The 16,917-nt window shown below is 61.6% G+C and carries 19 protein-coding genes; 8 read left to right on the forward strand and 11 right to left on the reverse strand.

Going from position 1 to position 16,917, the window contains the following annotated elements:
* Positions 1-8: 8 nt before the first annotated feature.
* On the reverse strand, positions 9-899 hold the full coding sequence (locus CV013_RS05825) for a class I SAM-dependent methyltransferase (protein WP_102154303.1): 891 nt from the start codon (positions 897-899) through the stop codon (positions 9-11).
* Entirely contained in the window at positions 899-2,299 is a 1,401-nt protein-coding gene (gene thrC, locus CV013_RS05830) for a threonine synthase (protein WP_102154304.1), read from the reverse strand. Before thrC ends, CV013_RS05825 begins: the two co-directional genes overlap by 1 nt.
* Before the next feature lie 481 nt (positions 2,300-2,780).
* Here thrC and CV013_RS05835 point away from each other — a divergent pair, with 481 nt between their 5' ends.
* Positions 2,781-3,515 (forward strand): hypothetical protein, encoded by a 735-nt coding sequence (locus CV013_RS05835; protein ID WP_123639933.1) that lies wholly within the window; start codon positions 2,781-2,783, stop codon positions 3,513-3,515.
* Positions 3,516-3,589: 74 nt separating this feature from the next.
* Here the strand turns inward: CV013_RS05835 and CV013_RS05840 are convergent, their stop codons facing one another.
* From CV013_RS05840 to coxB, 9 genes are all read right to left on the reverse strand, one after another.
* On the reverse strand, positions 3,590-4,174 hold the full coding sequence (locus tag CV013_RS05840) for an SURF1 family protein (protein ID WP_223805272.1): 585 nt from the start codon (positions 4,172-4,174) through the stop codon (positions 3,590-3,592).
* The gene (locus CV013_RS05845) at positions 4,171-4,557 is read right to left on the reverse strand and encodes a DUF983 domain-containing protein (protein WP_102154306.1); all 387 of its coding nucleotides are present in this window, start codon (positions 4,555-4,557) and stop codon (positions 4,171-4,173) included. The genes CV013_RS05840 and CV013_RS05845 overlap by 4 nt, the downstream gene beginning before the upstream one ends.
* A gap of 14 nt (positions 4,558-4,571) precedes the next feature.
* Positions 4,572-5,399, reverse strand: coding sequence for a cytochrome c oxidase subunit 3 (locus tag CV013_RS05850; protein ID WP_102154565.1), 828 nt, complete (start codon positions 5,397-5,399; stop codon positions 4,572-4,574).
* Positions 5,400-5,511: 112 nt separating this feature from the next.
* Positions 5,512-6,090, reverse strand: coding sequence for a cytochrome c oxidase assembly protein (locus tag CV013_RS05855; RefSeq protein WP_102154307.1), 579 nt, complete (start codon positions 6,088-6,090; stop codon positions 5,512-5,514).
* Positions 6,091-6,092: 2 nt separating this feature from the next.
* Positions 6,093-6,215 carry a hypothetical protein gene (locus tag CV013_RS15935; protein ID WP_267907922.1) on the reverse strand — a complete coding sequence of 41 codons (123 nt, stop codon included), beginning with the start codon at positions 6,213-6,215 and terminating at the stop codon, positions 6,093-6,095.
* The gene (locus CV013_RS05860) at positions 6,212-7,129 is read right to left on the reverse strand and encodes a heme o synthase (RefSeq protein WP_102154308.1); all 918 of its coding nucleotides are present in this window, start codon (positions 7,127-7,129) and stop codon (positions 6,212-6,214) included. Before CV013_RS05860 ends, CV013_RS15935 begins: the two co-directional genes overlap by 4 nt.
* Positions 7,130-7,166: 37 nt before the next feature.
* Entirely contained in the window at positions 7,167-8,156 is a 990-nt protein-coding gene (locus CV013_RS05865; protein WP_223805271.1) for an alpha/beta fold hydrolase, read from the reverse strand.
* Between the two features lie 133 nt (positions 8,157-8,289).
* Positions 8,290-10,011: a cytochrome c oxidase subunit I gene (ctaD, locus tag CV013_RS05870; protein ID WP_102154309.1), complete on the reverse strand. Its 1,722-nt coding sequence runs from the start codon at positions 10,009-10,011 to the stop codon at positions 8,290-8,292.
* Between the two features lie 36 nt (positions 10,012-10,047).
* On the reverse strand, positions 10,048-11,112 hold the full coding sequence (gene coxB / locus CV013_RS05875; RefSeq protein WP_102154310.1) for a cytochrome c oxidase subunit II: 1,065 nt from the start codon (positions 11,110-11,112) through the stop codon (positions 10,048-10,050).
* A 173-nt stretch (positions 11,113-11,285) separates the two neighbouring features.
* Between coxB and pyrE the strand changes: the two genes are divergently transcribed.
* From pyrE to ruvX, 7 genes are read left to right on the forward strand one after another with little or no spacing between them, the layout of a single operon-like run.
* Positions 11,286-11,864, forward strand: coding sequence for an orotate phosphoribosyltransferase (gene pyrE / locus CV013_RS05880; protein ID WP_102154311.1), 579 nt, complete (start codon positions 11,286-11,288; stop codon positions 11,862-11,864).
* A 1-nt stretch (position 11,865) separates the two neighbouring features.
* Positions 11,866-12,600, forward strand: coding sequence for a pyridoxine 5'-phosphate synthase (locus tag CV013_RS05885; RefSeq protein WP_102154312.1), 735 nt, complete (start codon positions 11,866-11,868; stop codon positions 12,598-12,600).
* Entirely contained in the window at positions 12,597-12,998 is a 402-nt protein-coding gene (gene acpS / locus CV013_RS05890) for a holo-ACP synthase (protein ID WP_102154313.1), read from the forward strand. Before CV013_RS05885 ends, acpS begins: the two co-directional genes overlap by 4 nt.
* Complete coding sequence (gene lepB, locus CV013_RS05895; protein ID WP_408057015.1) at positions 12,995-13,909, forward strand: signal peptidase I; 915 nt, start codon at positions 12,995-12,997, stop codon at positions 13,907-13,909. The genes acpS and lepB overlap by 4 nt, the downstream gene beginning before the upstream one ends.
* Entirely contained in the window at positions 13,896-15,002 is a 1,107-nt protein-coding gene (locus CV013_RS05900) for an AI-2E family transporter (protein WP_102154315.1), read from the forward strand. The genes lepB and CV013_RS05900 overlap by 14 nt, the downstream gene beginning before the upstream one ends.
* 1 nt (position 15,003) lies before the next feature.
* Positions 15,004-16,170 (forward strand): DUF3089 domain-containing protein, encoded by a 1,167-nt coding sequence (locus CV013_RS05905; protein ID WP_102154316.1) that lies wholly within the window; start codon positions 15,004-15,006, stop codon positions 16,168-16,170.
* Positions 16,167-16,637: a Holliday junction resolvase RuvX gene (gene ruvX / locus CV013_RS05910; RefSeq protein WP_223805270.1), complete on the forward strand. Its 471-nt coding sequence runs from the start codon at positions 16,167-16,169 to the stop codon at positions 16,635-16,637. Before CV013_RS05905 ends, ruvX begins: the two co-directional genes overlap by 4 nt.
* The last annotated feature ends 280 nt before the right edge of the window (positions 16,638-16,917 follow it).

Consider the following 16,917-nt stretch of genomic DNA (forward strand, 5'->3'; position numbering starts at 1 on the left):
TCTTGTCCTTAGCCCGGATTGGACCAGCGCGCGAAAATCGCGGTGGGCAGCAGGCGGCCCCCTTCCCCCTCTTCGCGCACAGAGAGGTCGCCGTGTTCAATCGTGCCGGGCATCCCGGCAAAGGTTTCCGCCAGCAATCCGCCCAGCGCAAGGCTGCTCATCCGCACGGCATAGACAGTGAGGAACAGGAAACGGCTGTCGCTATCCAGCAGGCGACGGCAATCGGTGACCAATGGCCCCAACCCTTCCTCTATCCGCCAGGTTTCCCCGTTCGGCCCGCGACCGAATTTCGGCGGATCGAGGATAATCCCGTCATAGCGCCGTTCGCGCCGCACTTCGCGCGCGGCGAATTTGGCGGCGTCGTCCACCAGCCAGCGGATCGGGCGGTCGCCCATTCCCGCCAGCGCGGCGTTGTCGCGCGCCTGCGCGACCGATTTCTTGCTGGCATCGACATGCGCCACCGGGCCATGCGCGCTGAGCGCCAGCGATCCCACCCCGGTATAACCGAACAGATTGAGCGTCTGCGCGTCGTCCCGCCCGGCCAGCCGATCGCGCATCCAGCTCCACACCGGGGCCATATCGGGGAAAAATCCCAAATGGCGAAAAGGGGTGCAACTGGCGGTGAAGCGGACGTCGTCCCACGCCATCGGCCACCCTTCGCGCGGCACCTGCCCGCTGAAACGCCAGCGCCCGCCGCCGTCTTCATCCGAACCGGGCACGAATTCGCCATCGGCCTGCCAGTCGGGCAGGCGCGGCGACCACATCGCCTGCGGTTCGGGCCGGATAAAGCGATAGCGGCCGTACCGTTCCAGTTTCCGCCCATCGCCCGAATCGACCAGGCCGTAATCGCCCCAGCCCTCACCCGCCATCAGGTGCGGTTGCTCGATCAGCTCCGCCATCAGGCCGAAGGCGTCGCCCGTTCGGCGACATAGGCACGCACGGCGTCGTAATCGCCGGGCAATTCGTCATAGCGTTCTTCGCGCGCGAACAAGTCGCCCACCCGTGCGGGCAGATGCGGGCGGGTGCCGGTGGCGCGCTCCACCGCATCGCGGAACTTGGCCGGATGCGCGGTGGCCAGCGTGACCACGGGCACATCGGCCGCGATATCCGCCGCCCGCGCCGCGTGCAGGCCGATGGCGGTATGCGGATCGAGCACTTCACCGCAGTTTTCCCACGCCCAGCGCATCGCTTCGCCCATATCCTTGGCATCGGCGCGCGCACTGGTGAACAGCGCCGCGGCACCTTCGCGCTGGGCATTGGTGAGGCGCATTGCCTTGCTCGCTTCGAAACCGCGCATCTGTTCGGCCAGCGCCGCGCCATCGCGCCCGCCCGCATCGAACAGCAGGCGTTCGAAATTCGAACTGACCTGAATATCCATGCTCGGCGCGGCAGTGGGGGTGACCGTGCCCGCCGAATAGTCGCCATCGGTCAGCGCACGGTGGAGAATGTCGTTCACATTGGTCGCCACGATCAGTTGTTCGATCGGCAGACCCATCTGCGCCGCGACATAGCCCGCGAACACGTCTCCGAAATTGCCCGTCGGCACGGCAAAGGCCACTTTGCGTTCGGGCGCGCCCAGTTGCAGCGCAGAGGCAAAGTAATAGACCACCTGCGCCATCAGCCGCGCCCAGTTGATCGAATTGACCGCGCTGATGCGGAACCGCCCGGTCATCTCGCTGTCGGCGAACATGCGCTTCACCATCGCCTGCGCGTCGTCGAACGAACCGTCGATGGCGATATTGTGAACATTGGGCGCCAGCACAGTGGTCATCTGGCGGCGCTGCACATCGCTGACCCGGCCATTGGGGTGCAGCATGAACACATCGACCTGCGCGCGGCCCGCCAGCGCATCGATTGCCGCGCTGCCAGTGTCCCCGCTCGTCGCGCCGACAATCGTAAGGTGGTCGCTGCGGCGCGAGAGGAATTCTTCGAACAGCAGGCCCAGCAATTGCAGCGCCACGTCCTTGAACGCCAGCGTCGGGCCGTGGAACAGTTCCAGCACCCAGTGCTGCTCATCCAACTGGACCAGCGGCGTCACCGCCGCATGGGCGAAACGGCCATAGGCCTGCTCGCACAATTCGAGCAGCCGTTCGGGCGACAGGCTGTCCCCCACGAACGGCTGCATGACTTTCGCCGCCAGTTGCGGATAGGGCAAACCGCGCAGCGCCGCGATCTCGGCAGCCGAGAAACGCGGCCATGCGTTTGGCAGATACAGCCCGCCATCGCTGGCCAGCCCGGCCAGAGTGACGCTTTCGAAATCGAGCGCAGGCGCGCTTCCACGGGTCGAGACATATTCCATCGTGCGCCGCGCTTATCCCGCGAAAGCGCGAGCGGCAAGCAAACGCGACTTTAGCGGGGCAAAGCGGTGGGGTTTGTTGGGGGTGTTTGTGCGGCAGGAGGGGGGGGTAATTCTCCGTCTTTGTCCGTCTTGCCCAACAAGCTGGACCCCGGCTCGGAGGCCGGGGTGACGGAGGGAGCACCCTTTGCCTCTGCCACAACTGCTGCGAGGGTCAGGACCGTCAGACCATCGATTGCTTCACTACCTTCGCAATGACGAAGAAGCTTGGCGGGGCCGCCGCCCTCAGGCGTCGCCCCGGACTTGATCCGGGGCCCAGCTTTTCTTCGCAGGGCGCACTTGCTCGAATCCATTCAAAGAAACACACCAAGATGCCAACAATCGCCCACCGACCAATCAATAATCACTTCAGCACAGAATTCCCTTTGACTTCGCCCGAAAAATTACAATCATCGCAATTCCAAATAATTAGGGGGAATATACGATGGCTGAATTACTCAAAAGTGCAATAATGGCCGCCACGCTGGCGATGTCGAGCGGCGCTCTTGCCGCCGGGCCGCTGCCGGTGGATGCGCCAATCCCGAACGATCTGAAGGAGCGTGTATTCCTTCCCGCGTCGGCCGTCGCCGGGGTGCGTGACAAAATGGAGCGGGTCGTCGGATACTGGGCGTTCGTCGACAAGAACGGCAAGATCGAAGTGACTACGCTGCGCCCGGCCTCCTTCACCGGAGAAAGCGCGCTGACCAAAGTCACGCTCGGTTCGGGCAAGCCGAGTTACGAAACCATTCTCACATCATCGAAAGATCTGAATGCCGCGATTCCGGTGCTCAATTTCTCGTGGTCGACCAATCAGAAAGGGCAGGTCACGATCACCGACAGCGCCCAGTTCGTCGCCAAAGGCGATCCGACCAGCACCGATTGGGACAATCTGCCTGTTCCTACCAATGGCGGCCACTGGGTGTTCATCGATGCGGCAACGGTGAGTGTGGTGCAAACCTCTGTTCTGACAGAAAAATCAGGCGGATTGAGCGCTTTGCTGCAAGCATTCAGCATCGGCGGCAAAAACTATCAGGCGCTGAGCGGGACAAGCAGCGATCTGATCGTTGCGCTGTTCGTGAAACGCAATCCGCTCGACCTCGCCGCAGGGCTGGTTACCATGAAACAGGCCAGTGCACTGGCAGTGACGGAATCGTCGCTCAACGCACTCTCGGCGCAATAATAGCTGGCGGGGATCGGGGGCCCCCTGCTGGTGTGGGGGAGCGGATTGGCACCGCCTCCCTCATAGGCCGCGCCTTACCCGCGCCAGCGTTTCCGCAGCGCGAGGGCGTAGATCACCAGCGCGGTAGCGGCGAACAGAAACCATTGGATCGCATAGGCGAAATGGTTGTTGGGAATATCGCGCGGGTCTGGTCGGGCGAGCGGTTGCAGGCCGGCTTGTGGTGGATCGGCCACCAGTTTCGCACCGCCGGTGGTCGGGCCGATCATCCCGGTCACCGCGCCGCCACTCCATTGCGCGACAGCAGGCCGGTCGGACCAGCCCAGCGCAATTTCCGCCGTTTGCCCGCTCGCATTGCGACAGGTCACCAGATGCGCCCAACCGGGTTCGCCGCCAGCCGATTGACCCGAGCGTTCCTGATGCCCGGTCACTTGCGCGCAATCGAATCGGCTGCGGTGATAGAGCGCGTTTTCGATGGCGGGTTCCGAAGTCGGCCACGCAACCTCTGCCGAAGACATCGCCGCGCCTTCATAGCGGGCGAGCAGGTCTTCCTTCCATTCCTTGCGCTGCAATTGCCACACGCCCAGCGCGATCATGGTGGCGACCGCGGCCAACACGACGATAGTCGCCACGATAGGGATACGCCGGGTCGCCTGGGTCACTTGCGTTGCTGCCCTTCGCCCGCCTTGTTGCGATATTCGCTCGCCAGCAAAGCAGCCTTCGACACGCGCAGACCGCCCAGCACCAGCACCGTGGTAATCGGTATCCAGATCAGCGCCTGCACCCAGAACGGCGGTTCGGCCGCCAGCTGCAGCCAGATCGCCAGTCCGGCGACCAGCGCGCCGATACCCAGTGTCAGAAACGCCGCCGGGCCATCGCCCACGTTGAACTTGCCGAAATCGAGCCCACAGGCGCGGCAACGCGGGGCGAATTTCACCACCCCGTCAAACAGGGTTTTCGCACCGCATTGCGGGCACAAACCGGAAAGGGCAGCCTGACCAATGCCGGGCTGCCCCTTCGGTGAATCCGGATGTTCCGGTGTCATGTCAGCAGATCACCTCAGTGGATCGGCGCGCCCCAGCCGCCCCAGATATAGACGACTACGAACAGGAACAGCCACACCACGTCGACAAAGTGCCAGTACCACGCGGCCGCTTCGACGCCGAAGTGATGCTTGGGCGTGAAGTGGCCCTTGTAAGTCCGCACGAGGCACACGATCAGGAAGATCGTGCCAACGATCACGTGGAACCCGTGGAACCCGGTCGCCATGTAGAAGCCCGAGCTGTAGGTGTTGCCACCGAAGCCGAACGGCGCGTGCATGTATTCATACGCCTGAATGCTGGAGAACAGCAGGCCGAGCAGAATGGTCAGCCACAGACCCTGCTTCAGCCCGTTGCGATCGCCGTGAATCAAGCAATGGTGCGCCCAGGTCACCGTAGTGCCCGAACACAGCAGAATCATGGTATTGAGCAGCGGCAGGTCGAACGGATCGATCACCGCTTCGATCGCCTTGGGAGGGAACACGCCGCCGATCACGTCGGACAGGTGGCTGGGGAACAGCGCGAAATCGAACCACGCCCAGAACCATCCGACAAAGAACATCACTTCCGAAGCGATGAACAGGATCATCCCATAGCGCAGGTGAAGCTGCACGACAGGCGTGTGATCGCCCGCCTGCGCTTCTTTCACGATGTTCGAAAACCAGCTGAAAAACGTGGCGATCAGGCCCGCGATGCCCAGACCGAGGACGATCGGCCACCCGCTCATCGTGTCGCGGTGCATGAACAGCACCATACCGCTGGTGAATGTCAGCGCCGAAATCGACGCGATCAGCGGCCAGATGTCGGGCGGAAGAATGTGATAATCGTGGTTCTTGGCGCCAGCCATGTCCGAATCGTCCCTGTTTATCTGTTCAAACCCGGTTTTGAAGCCGGGCATTTTGCACTGCCTTAATGCGCCCTGCCGACCGGGTCCAGAGGGCAAAGCGCGGCTTTTCGCATCATTCCGCCGCCTTGCCGGTGCTTGCGCGGTGGAAAGTGTAACTGAGCGTGACCTGCTCCACCGGTGCGGCATCGGGATCGTCGCGGATTGACGGATCGATATAATACAACACCGGCATCACCACTTCCTGCCCCGGCTGGAGCGTCTGTTCGGTGAAGCAGAAACACTGAATCTTATTGAAATAAAAGCCAGTTTGATCGGGCGATACGTTAAATGTGGCCGCCCCGGTAACTGGTTGGTCCGAATTGTTTTTCGCGTAGTAGAACGCCATCTTGCGTTCGCCCAGCGTGACCGTCTGCGTCGTCTGCTCGGCGCGGAAGGTCCACGGCAGATTGGCATCGACATTGCCATCGAACCGCACCGAAATCGTCGCCCCGCCCAGCTTGCGCCCGGCCTCCGCCGCAGCGGCGGCCTTCGATTCATCGGCGCGCTGCGTGGTGCCGGCAAACCCGGTCACCTGGCAGAACAGGCGATAAAGCGGCACCGCGGCATAACCCAGGCCCAGCATCGCCAGTGCGATCGACAGGCCGATAATTCCGACTTTCAGATTGCTGCGTTCGATTGCCTGAGTCGACATGATCAGCCCATTTTCGCGATCGTGATGAAGTAGAACAGCACCACAAAGAATGTGAGGCCGAGCGCCAGAGCGACGTTTCGCCCCTTGCGGCGGCGTTTGAAAATCTCTTCTTCTTCCGGTGTCATGCCAACAATCCCTGCCCTGAAAGCGCGCGATCCGCAACCAGCATCGCAAACAGCGCGAACAGGTAGAGGATGCTGAATGCGAAGAGGCGTTTTTCCGGCTTCATAGTATCGTCTTCGCGTGTGCGCCGCAGCGCAACCGGTAGCGACAACACCAGAAATGCCAGCGAGAGCACCAGCGCCGAAACCCCGTAAAGTGCACCTGTTCCGCCAATAAACCACGGCGCGGCCGCCAGCGGAACCAGCAGAACGGAGTAGATCAGGATCTGATGGCGCGTCGCCGCCTCACCCCGAACCACCGGCATCATCGGGATCCCGACTTTCGCGTAATCGCTCTGCACAAACAGTGCGAGCGCCCAGAAATGCGGCGGGGTCCAGAAAAAGATGATGGCGAACAGCAGGATCGGCATGGCCGAGATATGGCCAGTCACAGCAATCCATCCGATCATCGGCGGAAACGCCCCCGCCCCGCCACCGATCACGATATTCTGCGGTGTCCGCGGCTTCAGCCAGATGGTATAGACGACCGCATAATACACGATCGAGACTGCCAGCACCCCGGCGGCGAGCCAGTGCACCGCCAGCCCCATCGTCGCGACCGACACGCCCGAAAGGAAAATCCCGAAATCGCGCGCATCGGTGCGGTTCATCCGCCCTTCGGGCAGCGGGCGACGCGCGGTACGCTTCATCCCGGCATCGATATCGGCTTCCCACCACTGGTTCAGCGACGCCGCACCGCCTGCGCCCAGCGCGATGCACAGGATCGCAGTGAAGCCGATGATCGGATTGATGTCCCCCGGTGCCGCCAGCAGCCCGCATAGCCCGGTGAAGATCACCAGGCTCATCACGCGCGGCTTGGTCAGCGCGAGGAAATCGCGCCAGTCGGTTGGCAATTGCAGAGCGGTTGGCTGAGTCATGATATCGCGCGCGCTATAGAGCCAGAGTACCGGCGCCTCAATGCCCCACCGGCAGTTTACCGAGCCATTCGAGCAACAGGCCGTTCACCGCCTCGGGCTTTTCCTGCTGAGTCCAGTGACCGGCGCCGGGCAGAATGTGCCCCTCCACCTTCGGCGCGAACAGTCGCATCATCGCCACCGGATCGCTGACCGCGCCGAACAGCGTGGTCGCCGGATCGCGTTCGCCGCCAATGAACAGACACGGCTGTTCGATCTTTTGGCCCGCAAACTGTTGCAGCCATTCGAAATCGCGTTCGTGATTGCGATAGCGGTTGAGCGGTCCGCGAAAACCGGACTGGCGAAACTCGGCTTCGTAGAAATCGAGATCGGCCTCAGTCAGCCAGTCGGTTGGCCGGGGATCGGGCAGGCCTTCGAGAAAGGTCGCGCCCAGCGGCTTATCGAAATAATCGCCGGGCGGCACATCGCCGCTGATCGAGTACATCATCCGGTGGACAAATTCGCGCGGGTCGGCCTCCGCCTCAGCCTCGGCAACGCCCGGTTCCTGAAAGTATTCCTGATAGAAGAACTTGCCCTGTGCGGTGAAGTGTTCCCGGAACACCTCGGTAAACGGGCGGGCCGGTATGCCGGAGAACGGCACCGACATTCCGGCCACTGCCAAAAACCGGTCCGGATGAGTCAGTGCCGAATTCCACACGATCGGCGCGCCCCAATCGTGACCGATCAGGATTGCAGGAGCGTCTGGCTGCAAGGCATCCGCCAGCCCAACAAGATCTCCGACGATCCGTTCGAGGGCATAGGCCTCAATCGGCTCCGGCTTGTCCGATCCGCCATAACCGCGCACATCGATGGCGCAGGCAGTGAAGCCGGCATCGGCAATCGCGCCGATCTGATGGCGCCAGGAATACCAGCTTTCGGGAAATCCGTGCACGAGGATGACCAGCGGACCTTCCCCCTGCACCGCGCAACGCAGGCTCAGTTCACCGACATCGATCATCCGCATTTCCGGCATTGCGCTCTCCCTCATCATTTTCGTCGTCCCTGAAGACGTTCCCACCGGTTTGCCCGAATGCGTGCCGCCATATGCAAACGGCCGGCCCTGCTGGACCGGCCGAAAACATGTGCGTGGGGCCGGTACACGCCCGGCCCGTTTCACTTGCGCCTTACGCAGTGGCGGGCGCATCACCCTTGGGCAGGTGATTGTGGTAGTCGTTATCCTCCGAAATCACCGGCAGCGTTTCGAACTGATGGTACGGCGGCGGGCTGGACAGGGTCCATTCCAGCGTCGTCGCGCCTTCGCCCCAGTAGTTGGCCGGTGCCTTCTTGCCCGCGATAAATGCGTAAGCAATGTTCACGAAGAAGAAGATCATGGAAAATGCCATGATTTCATAGCCGTGCGAGGCGATCTTATTCCAGTACTCATATGCCAGCGCATAGTCGGGATAGCGGCGCGGCATACCCTGCAGGCCGAGGAAGTGCATCGGGAAGAAGATCATGTTCACGCCGATGAAGAACACCCAGAAGTGGATGTGCGCCAGCAGTTCGGAGTGCATCTTCCCGCTCATCTTCGGGAACCAGTAGTAGAAGCCCGCGAACAGCGAGAACACCGCCCCCATCGACAGCACGTAGTGGAAGTGCGCGACCACGAAATAGGTATCGTGGACAACGTCGTCGATCCCGCCGTTGGCAAGATAGACGCCGGTCACGCCGCCAACGGTGAACAGGAAGATCATGCCCAGCGCCCAGACCATCGGGCTCTTGAACTCGATCGAACCGCCCCACATCGTGGCGATCCAGCTGAAGATCTTCACACCGGTCGGCACGGCGATAACCATCGTCGCGGCGGTGAAGTACATCTTCTCGTTCACCGAAAGGCCGGTGGTGTACATGTGGTGCGCCCACACGATGAACCCGACCACGCCGATGGCAACCATCGCGTATGCCATGCCGAGATAACCGAACACCGGCTTCTTGGAGAAAGTGGCAACGATCTGGCTGATCATACCAAAGCCCGGCAGGATCATGATGTACACTTCGGGGTGACCGAAGAACCAGAACAGGTGCTGGTACAGGATCGGATCGCCACCGCCCGCAGGATCGAAGAACGTCGTGCCGAAGTTACGGTCGGTGATCAGCATCGTGATCGCAGCGGCCAGAACCGGCAGCGCCAGCAGCAGCAGGAATGCGGTGACCAGCACCGACCACACAAACAGCGGCATCTTGTGCAGGGTCATCCCCGGCGCACGCATATTGAAGATGGTGGTGATGAAGTTGATCGCGCCCATGATCGACGCCGCACCGGCAAGATGCAGCGAGAAGATCGCGAAATCGACCGCCGGACCTGCGGAACCGGAGGTGGAAAGCGGTGCATAGACCGTCCAGCCCGTGCCCGCGCCAAGCCCGTTCACATCGCCCGGCACGAATGCCGAGAACATCAGCGAACAGAAACCGGCCACGGTCAGCCAGAAGCTAATGTTGTTCATCCGCGGGAACGCCATATCCGGCGCCCCGATCATGATCGGAACGAACCAGTTACCGAAACCGCCGATCATCGCCGGCATGACCATGAAGAACACCATGATCATACCGTGCGCGGTAATAAGCACGTTCCACAGGTGAGCATTGGCATCGAAAGACGCCTCACCACCCATGAGCTGCACCCACCAGCCAAGGTACTGGATGCCGGGCTCGGCCAGTTCGGCACGCATAATGCCCGAAATGCCGCCACCGACGATCCCCGCGAAAATCGCGAAAATCAGGTACATCGTGCCGATGTCCTTGTGATTGGTCGACATGAACCACCGGGCGAAGAAGCCCGGCTTGTGGTCGGCGTCGTGATGTCCGTGCTCTTCGTGAGCCTGGAAGGTATCGGCAGTGGTAGCCATGACGTCTCTCTAGGTTTCGTAACTACTGAATACGGATCAGGCCGCAGGGGCCGCGGCGGCAGGCGAAGCAGCATCGGCGGGGGCCGAAGCCGCATCCGCCGGAGTTGCCGCAGCAGGCGTAACGGTGGCGGCTTCTTCAGCCTTGCCAACAGTGCCGCCCTGCGAGCGGACCCATGCATCGAACTGCGGACGCGGCAGCGCCTCTACGGCGATCGGCATATAGCCATGCTTGCCGCCGCACAGTTCCGAACACTGGCCGTAATAGATGCCGGGTTCCGACACGAAGAAACGCTTTTCGTTCAGACGACCGGGAACCGCATCGAGCTTGAACCACAGCGAAGGCACCGCGAACGAGTGGATCACGTCAGCCCCGGTGGTCTGAAGGCGAATCCATTCACCGGCAGGCACGACCATACGATGATCGACCGCGAGTTGCGCCGGAAGGCCGCGCTTAACAGCTTCTTCATCGGGCAGCATGTTCGAGATCACTTCGAAACCGCCGTTGTCAGGATAAGAATAGCCCCAGTACCACTGGTAGCCGGTAACCTTGACGGTCACCGCATCTTTCGGCGGCGACTTGTACTGGGCAGACACCAGACTGATCGAAGGAAGCGCGATGCCGACCAGGATCAGCACCGGGACAAGCGTCCACACCACTTCAAGCAGTGTGTTGTGAGTCGTTTTCGAAGGGACCGGATTGGACCGCTTGTTGAAACGCACGACAACATAAACAAGCAAACCAAGGACGAAGACGCAGATGATCCCCATGATCCACAGCAGCGCATAGTGCAGCTTGTCCGCAGTTTCACCGATCGGAGAATACTGCTGCTGCACATTGAGCCCGCCATCGTGTGGCTGCCCCTTGATCCATTCCGGGCCAAGCGGCTTGTATGCGCTGTCTTCCGCGGTTGCCGCGGCATTGTCGTTAGCCGCAGCAGCAGCAGGAGCGGCTGCCTCGGTCGCCGCAGGCGCCGGAGCGGCCTGAGCACTGGCGATTTGCGGGCTGAGCGCCAGCATCAGAGCGGCCCACAGCGGAGCCCAGAAACGCACGAAAGTGCGGACGGTCGATTTGCCGGAAATCATTGGTGTGAAGCTTTCCATTGCCCTTGTTTTCGTCCCGAATCCGACATGCACCGCACACCGGAACGCCCCCCTGTCGAGGCTTGTTTGGCAGGGCTATACGCACGCTTGCCCCTAGCCTCAAGCACTTCTAGGGAGATTTTCACCCGGTCGTTGCACCGGGCCCACATGTCCCCATAGCGAGCGACCACCGAATGACCGACGAAGAGGTATTGCAGGAATTCCGCGCCAGCCAGGCTTTGTTAGAGGGACATTTCCTTCTTTCGAGTGGCCGCCACAGCGCGCAATACCTTCAATGTGCACGGGTTTTAATGAATCCAGAGCGGGCCGACCGGCTCGCCCGCGCACTCGCTCAGAAGCTCCCGCGGGAGATCCGCAGCGAGATCGAAGTCGTTGTCAGCCCGGCCATGGGTGGCATTATTATCGGGCAGGAAATGGGGCGCGTTCTCAACAAGGACGCGATTTTCCTCGAACGCCCGACTGGTACTTTCGAACTGCGGCGCGGATTCGCACTCGAACCGGGAACGAAAGTTCTGATGGTCGAAGATGTCGTCACCACCGGCCTCTCCAGTCGCGAAGCGATCGAGGCGGTGGCGCGCGAAGGCGGTGAAGTCATTGCCGAAGTGTCGCTGGTCGATCGCTCCGCCGGGGAAGCCGATCTGGGCGTTCCGTTCTTCCCCCTGATCGCACTGTCGGTGCCCAGCTATACCGACGACGAAGTGCCCGCCGAACTGGCCGCTATTCCGATCACCAAGCCGGGGAGCCGCAAATAGGATGCTCACTCCCCTGCGCCTCGGCGTCAACATCGATCATGTCGCTACGATCCGCAATGCGCGCGGTGGCGACCATCCCGATCCCGTGCGCGCTGCGGAAATCGTCGCTGCGGTAGGTGGCGACGGGATCACCGCGCACTTACGCGAAGATCGCCGCCATATTCGCGATGAAGATATCGCCCGCATTCAGGCTGCGACCGACCTTCCGCTCAACCTCGAAATGGCCGCGACCGACGAAATGCTGGCGATTGCCCTGCGTCATACGCCGCACGCTGCGTGTATCGTGCCGGAAAAGCGCGAGGAAGTGACGACCGAAGGCGGGCTGGACGCTGCCGGACAGCATAACCGCCTTGCCCCTATCGTCGCACGGCTGCGCGACGCTGATATCCGGGTTAGCCTGTTCATCGAACCGAGCGAGCGCCAGATAGAGGCCGCCGCCAAGCTCGGCGCGCAGGTCGTTGAGTTTCATACCGGCGAATATGCCAATGCCACCGGCGAAGAGGCCGAACGTCAGCGCGCACGGATCGCGACAATGGCCGCCGCAGCGGTCGATCTCGGCATCGAACCGCATGCCGGACACGGGCTGACCTACGACAATGTCCAGCCTATCGCAGCCATTCCGCAACTGGCCGAGCTGAACATCGGCCACTATCTGATTGGGGAAGCGGTTTTCGTCGGGCTGGAAACTGCCGTGCGGCATATGCGCGAACTGATGGATCAGGCGCGCCAGTCATGATTATCGGCATCGGCTCCGACCTTACCAATATGGACCGGATCGCCAACTCGCTCGACCGGTGGGGCGACAGGTTCGAAGCGCGCTGCTTCACCGAAGTGGAGCGAGCCAAAGCTGCGCGGCGCCCCTACACCCGCGTAGGCACCTTCGCGAAACGGTGGGCTGCGAAGGAAGCATTCGTCAAAGCGGTCGGCACAGGTTTCAAGCGCGGCGTGTATCACATCGATATCGGCGTTGTGAACGCCCCTTCGGGTGCGCCAACGCTGGCACTGGCCAACGGCGCAGCGGCCAGACTTGCGGAAATCACCCCGTCCGGCCATGAAGTGCTCATTCATCTTACCCTAACGGACGACCATCCATGGGCGCAGGCGTTCGTCGTTATCGAGGCTCAACCACTGTGAACCCACCGACCGGCTCCACCGCCGCCCCTTCTTCCGAAGCGAAATCCGTGACAGACGCCGAAAAACCCCGCGAGAAAGTCAACTGGATCGCCGAATTGCGCGGGCTGGCGCTGATGTTGCTCGCTGTGCTGGCATTCCACACATTGGTGGCCAAGCCGTTCTATATTCCCTCCACTTCGATGGTTCCTAACCTGATGGTGGGGGACAGGCTGGTTGTGTCGAAGTACCCCTATGGCTGGAACTGGTCGTCGGTTAGTTTCCACGTGCTGCCGCGAGGCGACTGGCGCATTTGGGGTGCGACGCCCGAATATGGCGATATCGTGATCGCTGTGCCGCCAGATAGCGACGAGGATTATATCAAACGGGTGATCGGCCTGCCGGGCGACCGGATTGCCGTCGTCAACGGACAGGTCATTCTCAACGGCAAGCCCGTGCCGCAGGCTGTCGAACCCGATCTGCAGATACCTGTCGACGCACAGATCTGTGATGGCAGGCCGTGCCTGTACTACTTTGACAATTATCGCACCCGTCTGCCTAGTGGAGAGCAGGTGTACGAAGTGCCGGTGCTGCGCGAAACGCTGCCCAACGGGGCGACTTATCGCGTGATCGATCATCGCGATCAGCAGCTCGACAATTTCCCCGAAATCACCATTCCAAAGGATTCGGTGTTCCTGATGGGCGATAACCGCGACCATTCGGCGGACAGCCGCGCGCCAGTGTGGGAACACGGTTTGGGCGGGCCGGTGCCGCTGGCCAATGTCGGCGGTCGTGCGGAATTCATCACGTTCTCGCTCGACGGGTCGACAGGATGGAACCCGCTCACGTGGTTCTCCTCCTTGCGTACCAATCGGGCGTGGAGCACATTGCGACCTGCAATCGCGCAGGGGAACCACCAGAATGAGCGACACTGAAGACACCGGGCCGTCGCCGGTTCACCGCAGCGATATCGGCACCAGCCCTAGCCGGATTGGTAACCCCAGGTTGCGGTTCGAAGCCGAGCGCGCGCTTGTGTGGGCGGCGGTCATCGGGCTGTTTGTTCTGGCGATATATGTATCGCAATCGCTGCTGGTGATATTCGGCGCGCTGGTATTCGGCACGATGATCGATGGAGGCGCGCGCCTGATCGGGAAAGTGTTGCCCATTGCCAGAGGATTTCGAGTAGCACTCGTCTTGCTGCTGACCGTGGGATTTCTGGCATGGCTGGTGCTTTTCGCCGGATCGCAGATTTCCGAACAGGCGGCGCAGTTTCCCCAGATCGTCAGCGAACAGGCCACCCGTGCTGTCCACTGGCTGCAGTCGAAGGGGTTCGACATTACGCAGGCCCAGATCGAATCGGTTATCGGCAGCGTGGTCAGTGGGGTCGGCACACTTGGGCGCGCCATCGGCGGCGCAGTCGGCGCAATTACTACATTGATTCTGATCCTGATTATCGGGATCTACCTCGCCATCGATCCCCGAATTTACGAACGTGGTGTCGAATGGATGGTGCCGGAAGAAAACCGCGAGGCATTTTCCGACACGCTCAGCCAGATGGCCTACAACATGCGGAGGCTGCTGGCCGGGCGATTGCTCGGCATGGTGTTCGAAGGCGTGTTCACTTATATCCTGCTGTCGTGGATCGGGGTGCCAATGGCGGCGCTGCTGGGTATCATCACCGGCCTGCTGGCATTCATTCCCAATATCGGTGCGATTATTTCGGGCCTGCTGATGGTGCTGGTCGGCTTTTCCGGCGGCACCGAAATGGGGCTGTGGACTCTGGCCACCTATTTCTTCGTCCAGAATTTCGACGGCTATGTCGTGGTCCCGATGATTGCCAAGAAAACGGTCGATCTGGCGCCTGCACTGGTGCTGGCCTTCCAGCTTATCATGGGCGTATTGTTCGGTGTGCTCGGCCTGATGCTGGCCGATCCGATGCTGGCGATGATCAAGGTCGGGCTGGAACGGCGCGCGCACCGCTTCGAGATGGCCGATCAGGCCAAGGCAACTAGCGACAACATCAACTGATATGGCCCGTAAGTTCCTCTACATCGTTGCATTTCTGATCGTTCTGGTGCTCGCCGGACTATTCGCTCTGCGTATCTGGTCGACCGAGCTGACCAAGCTGGCGCTGGTGCCGAGCGCTGCGTTCGAAAAGCAGACCCCGCTCAAGACGAATGCTTATGCCGACCCTAAACTCTGGCTCTCGCGGCCGGGAATGGCGAACGATCCGGCGCGCTGGCAACCGCCGGTCGGCACACCGGCCACCGACGCGGCAAGCGATGCCGCCAGCGGCGCGCCCTCACCTGACGCATCACAGGCGGAGCGGCAGGATTACGCAGTATTCTTCATCCACCCGACCAGCTACCTTGATCGCGCGCATTGGAATGCGCCTCTCGCTGGTGGGGAAGCGGATCGGATAGCGCAGATATATGTGAAGGGAATGGCCAGCCCGTTCAATCAGGCGAAGGAAATCTGGGCGCCACGGTATCGGCAGGCGACCTTCGGCGCATTCCTGACTGATCAACCCGAAGCGACACAGGCCATCGATGCAGCTTATGCCGATGTGCACGATGCCTTCACTTATTTCCTGTCGCAGATCGGCCCGGACACGCCAATCGTTCTGGCCGGGCATAGTCAGGGCGCGTTGCATCTGCTGCGGCTGTTGCGACAGGACGTTGCGAACAAGCCGCTCGCAGGGCGTATCGCCGCAGTATATGCGATTGGCTGGCCAATTTCGGTGCAGCACGATCTGGCCGGGCTCGGCCTGCCGGGCTGCGACAAGGCGGATCAGGCGGGCTGCGTGATGAGCTGGTCGAGCTATGCCGAACCGGCCGATCCGAGCATGGTGCTCGACACATATCGCAACTCCATCGGCTTTGATGGGCAGCCACGTGGCGACAGCCCTATTCTCTGCACCAACCCCCTCACCGGGAAGATCGGCGGCAGCGCACCGGCCAGCGCCAATCTCGGCACACTTGTTCCCGATGAAGAACTGACCAAAGGGCGCCTCGTTGCCGGATATGCGCTGGCAAGATGCGATGAACGCGGGTTACTGCTCATCGGGGAGCCGCCCGCGATGGGCAATGCCGTGCTCCCCGGCAACAACTACCACGTGTACGATATCCCATTGTTCTGGAAGAATTTGCAACGCGATGTCACCCGCCGGGTGAAGGCGTGGCAAGGCGCGCAGTGATTACCGACAACGCGCTCGATTTCAGCGATGCGCTAGCCGATGGCGGCGTATTGCTCGCGCTCGATCTCGGCACAAAGACCATCGGCATTGCCACTTGCGATGCGGGGTGGCGCTTCGCCACGGCGGGCAAGACTTTGCTGCGCGGCAAATTCGGGCGGGATAAAGAAGCGCTGTCAGCAATCGTCCGCGACCGGCAGGTGGCAGGCGTCGTGATCGGTCTGCCACGCAATATGGATGGTAGCGAAGGCCCCCGCGCACAGGCCAGCCGCGCTTATGCACGCAACCTGTCCGAAGCGCTCGACCTGCCGATATTGCTCTGGGACGAACGGTGGAGCACCACCAGCGCCGAACGCGCGCTGATCGATCAGGACATGAGCCGCGCCAAGCGCAAGGACAGGATCGACAGCCACGCCGCCGCCGTGATCCTGCAAGGGGCAATAGACCGACTGGCAGGCGCGGCGTTTTAGCAGGGCGCGGCTGACGTTCGTATCGCTCTTTTACGGCGCCCCTCTCTGGTGTGCCTTCTTTCTGTCGTCACCTTGACCCCGCCGCTGGGATTGCACTTCAAGTGCCCCCCTTCCATGTCCGTCATGGCGAGCGCAGGGGAGCAGTCCGTGCCGGGAAGGCGTCGCCCTCTACAACCTTTGTGTTGAGGGTGACGGGTACACCATGGATTGCCGTGTCGCTCCGCTCCTCGCAATGACGAAGAGAGAGGGGAAGCTATTGCGCTGCCCCCGTCGATCTAGT

Origin of the sequence: Tsuneonella flava, assembly GCF_002870965.1 — a bacterium.
Lineage (GTDB): Bacteria > Pseudomonadota > Alphaproteobacteria > Sphingomonadales > Sphingomonadaceae > Tsuneonella > Tsuneonella flava.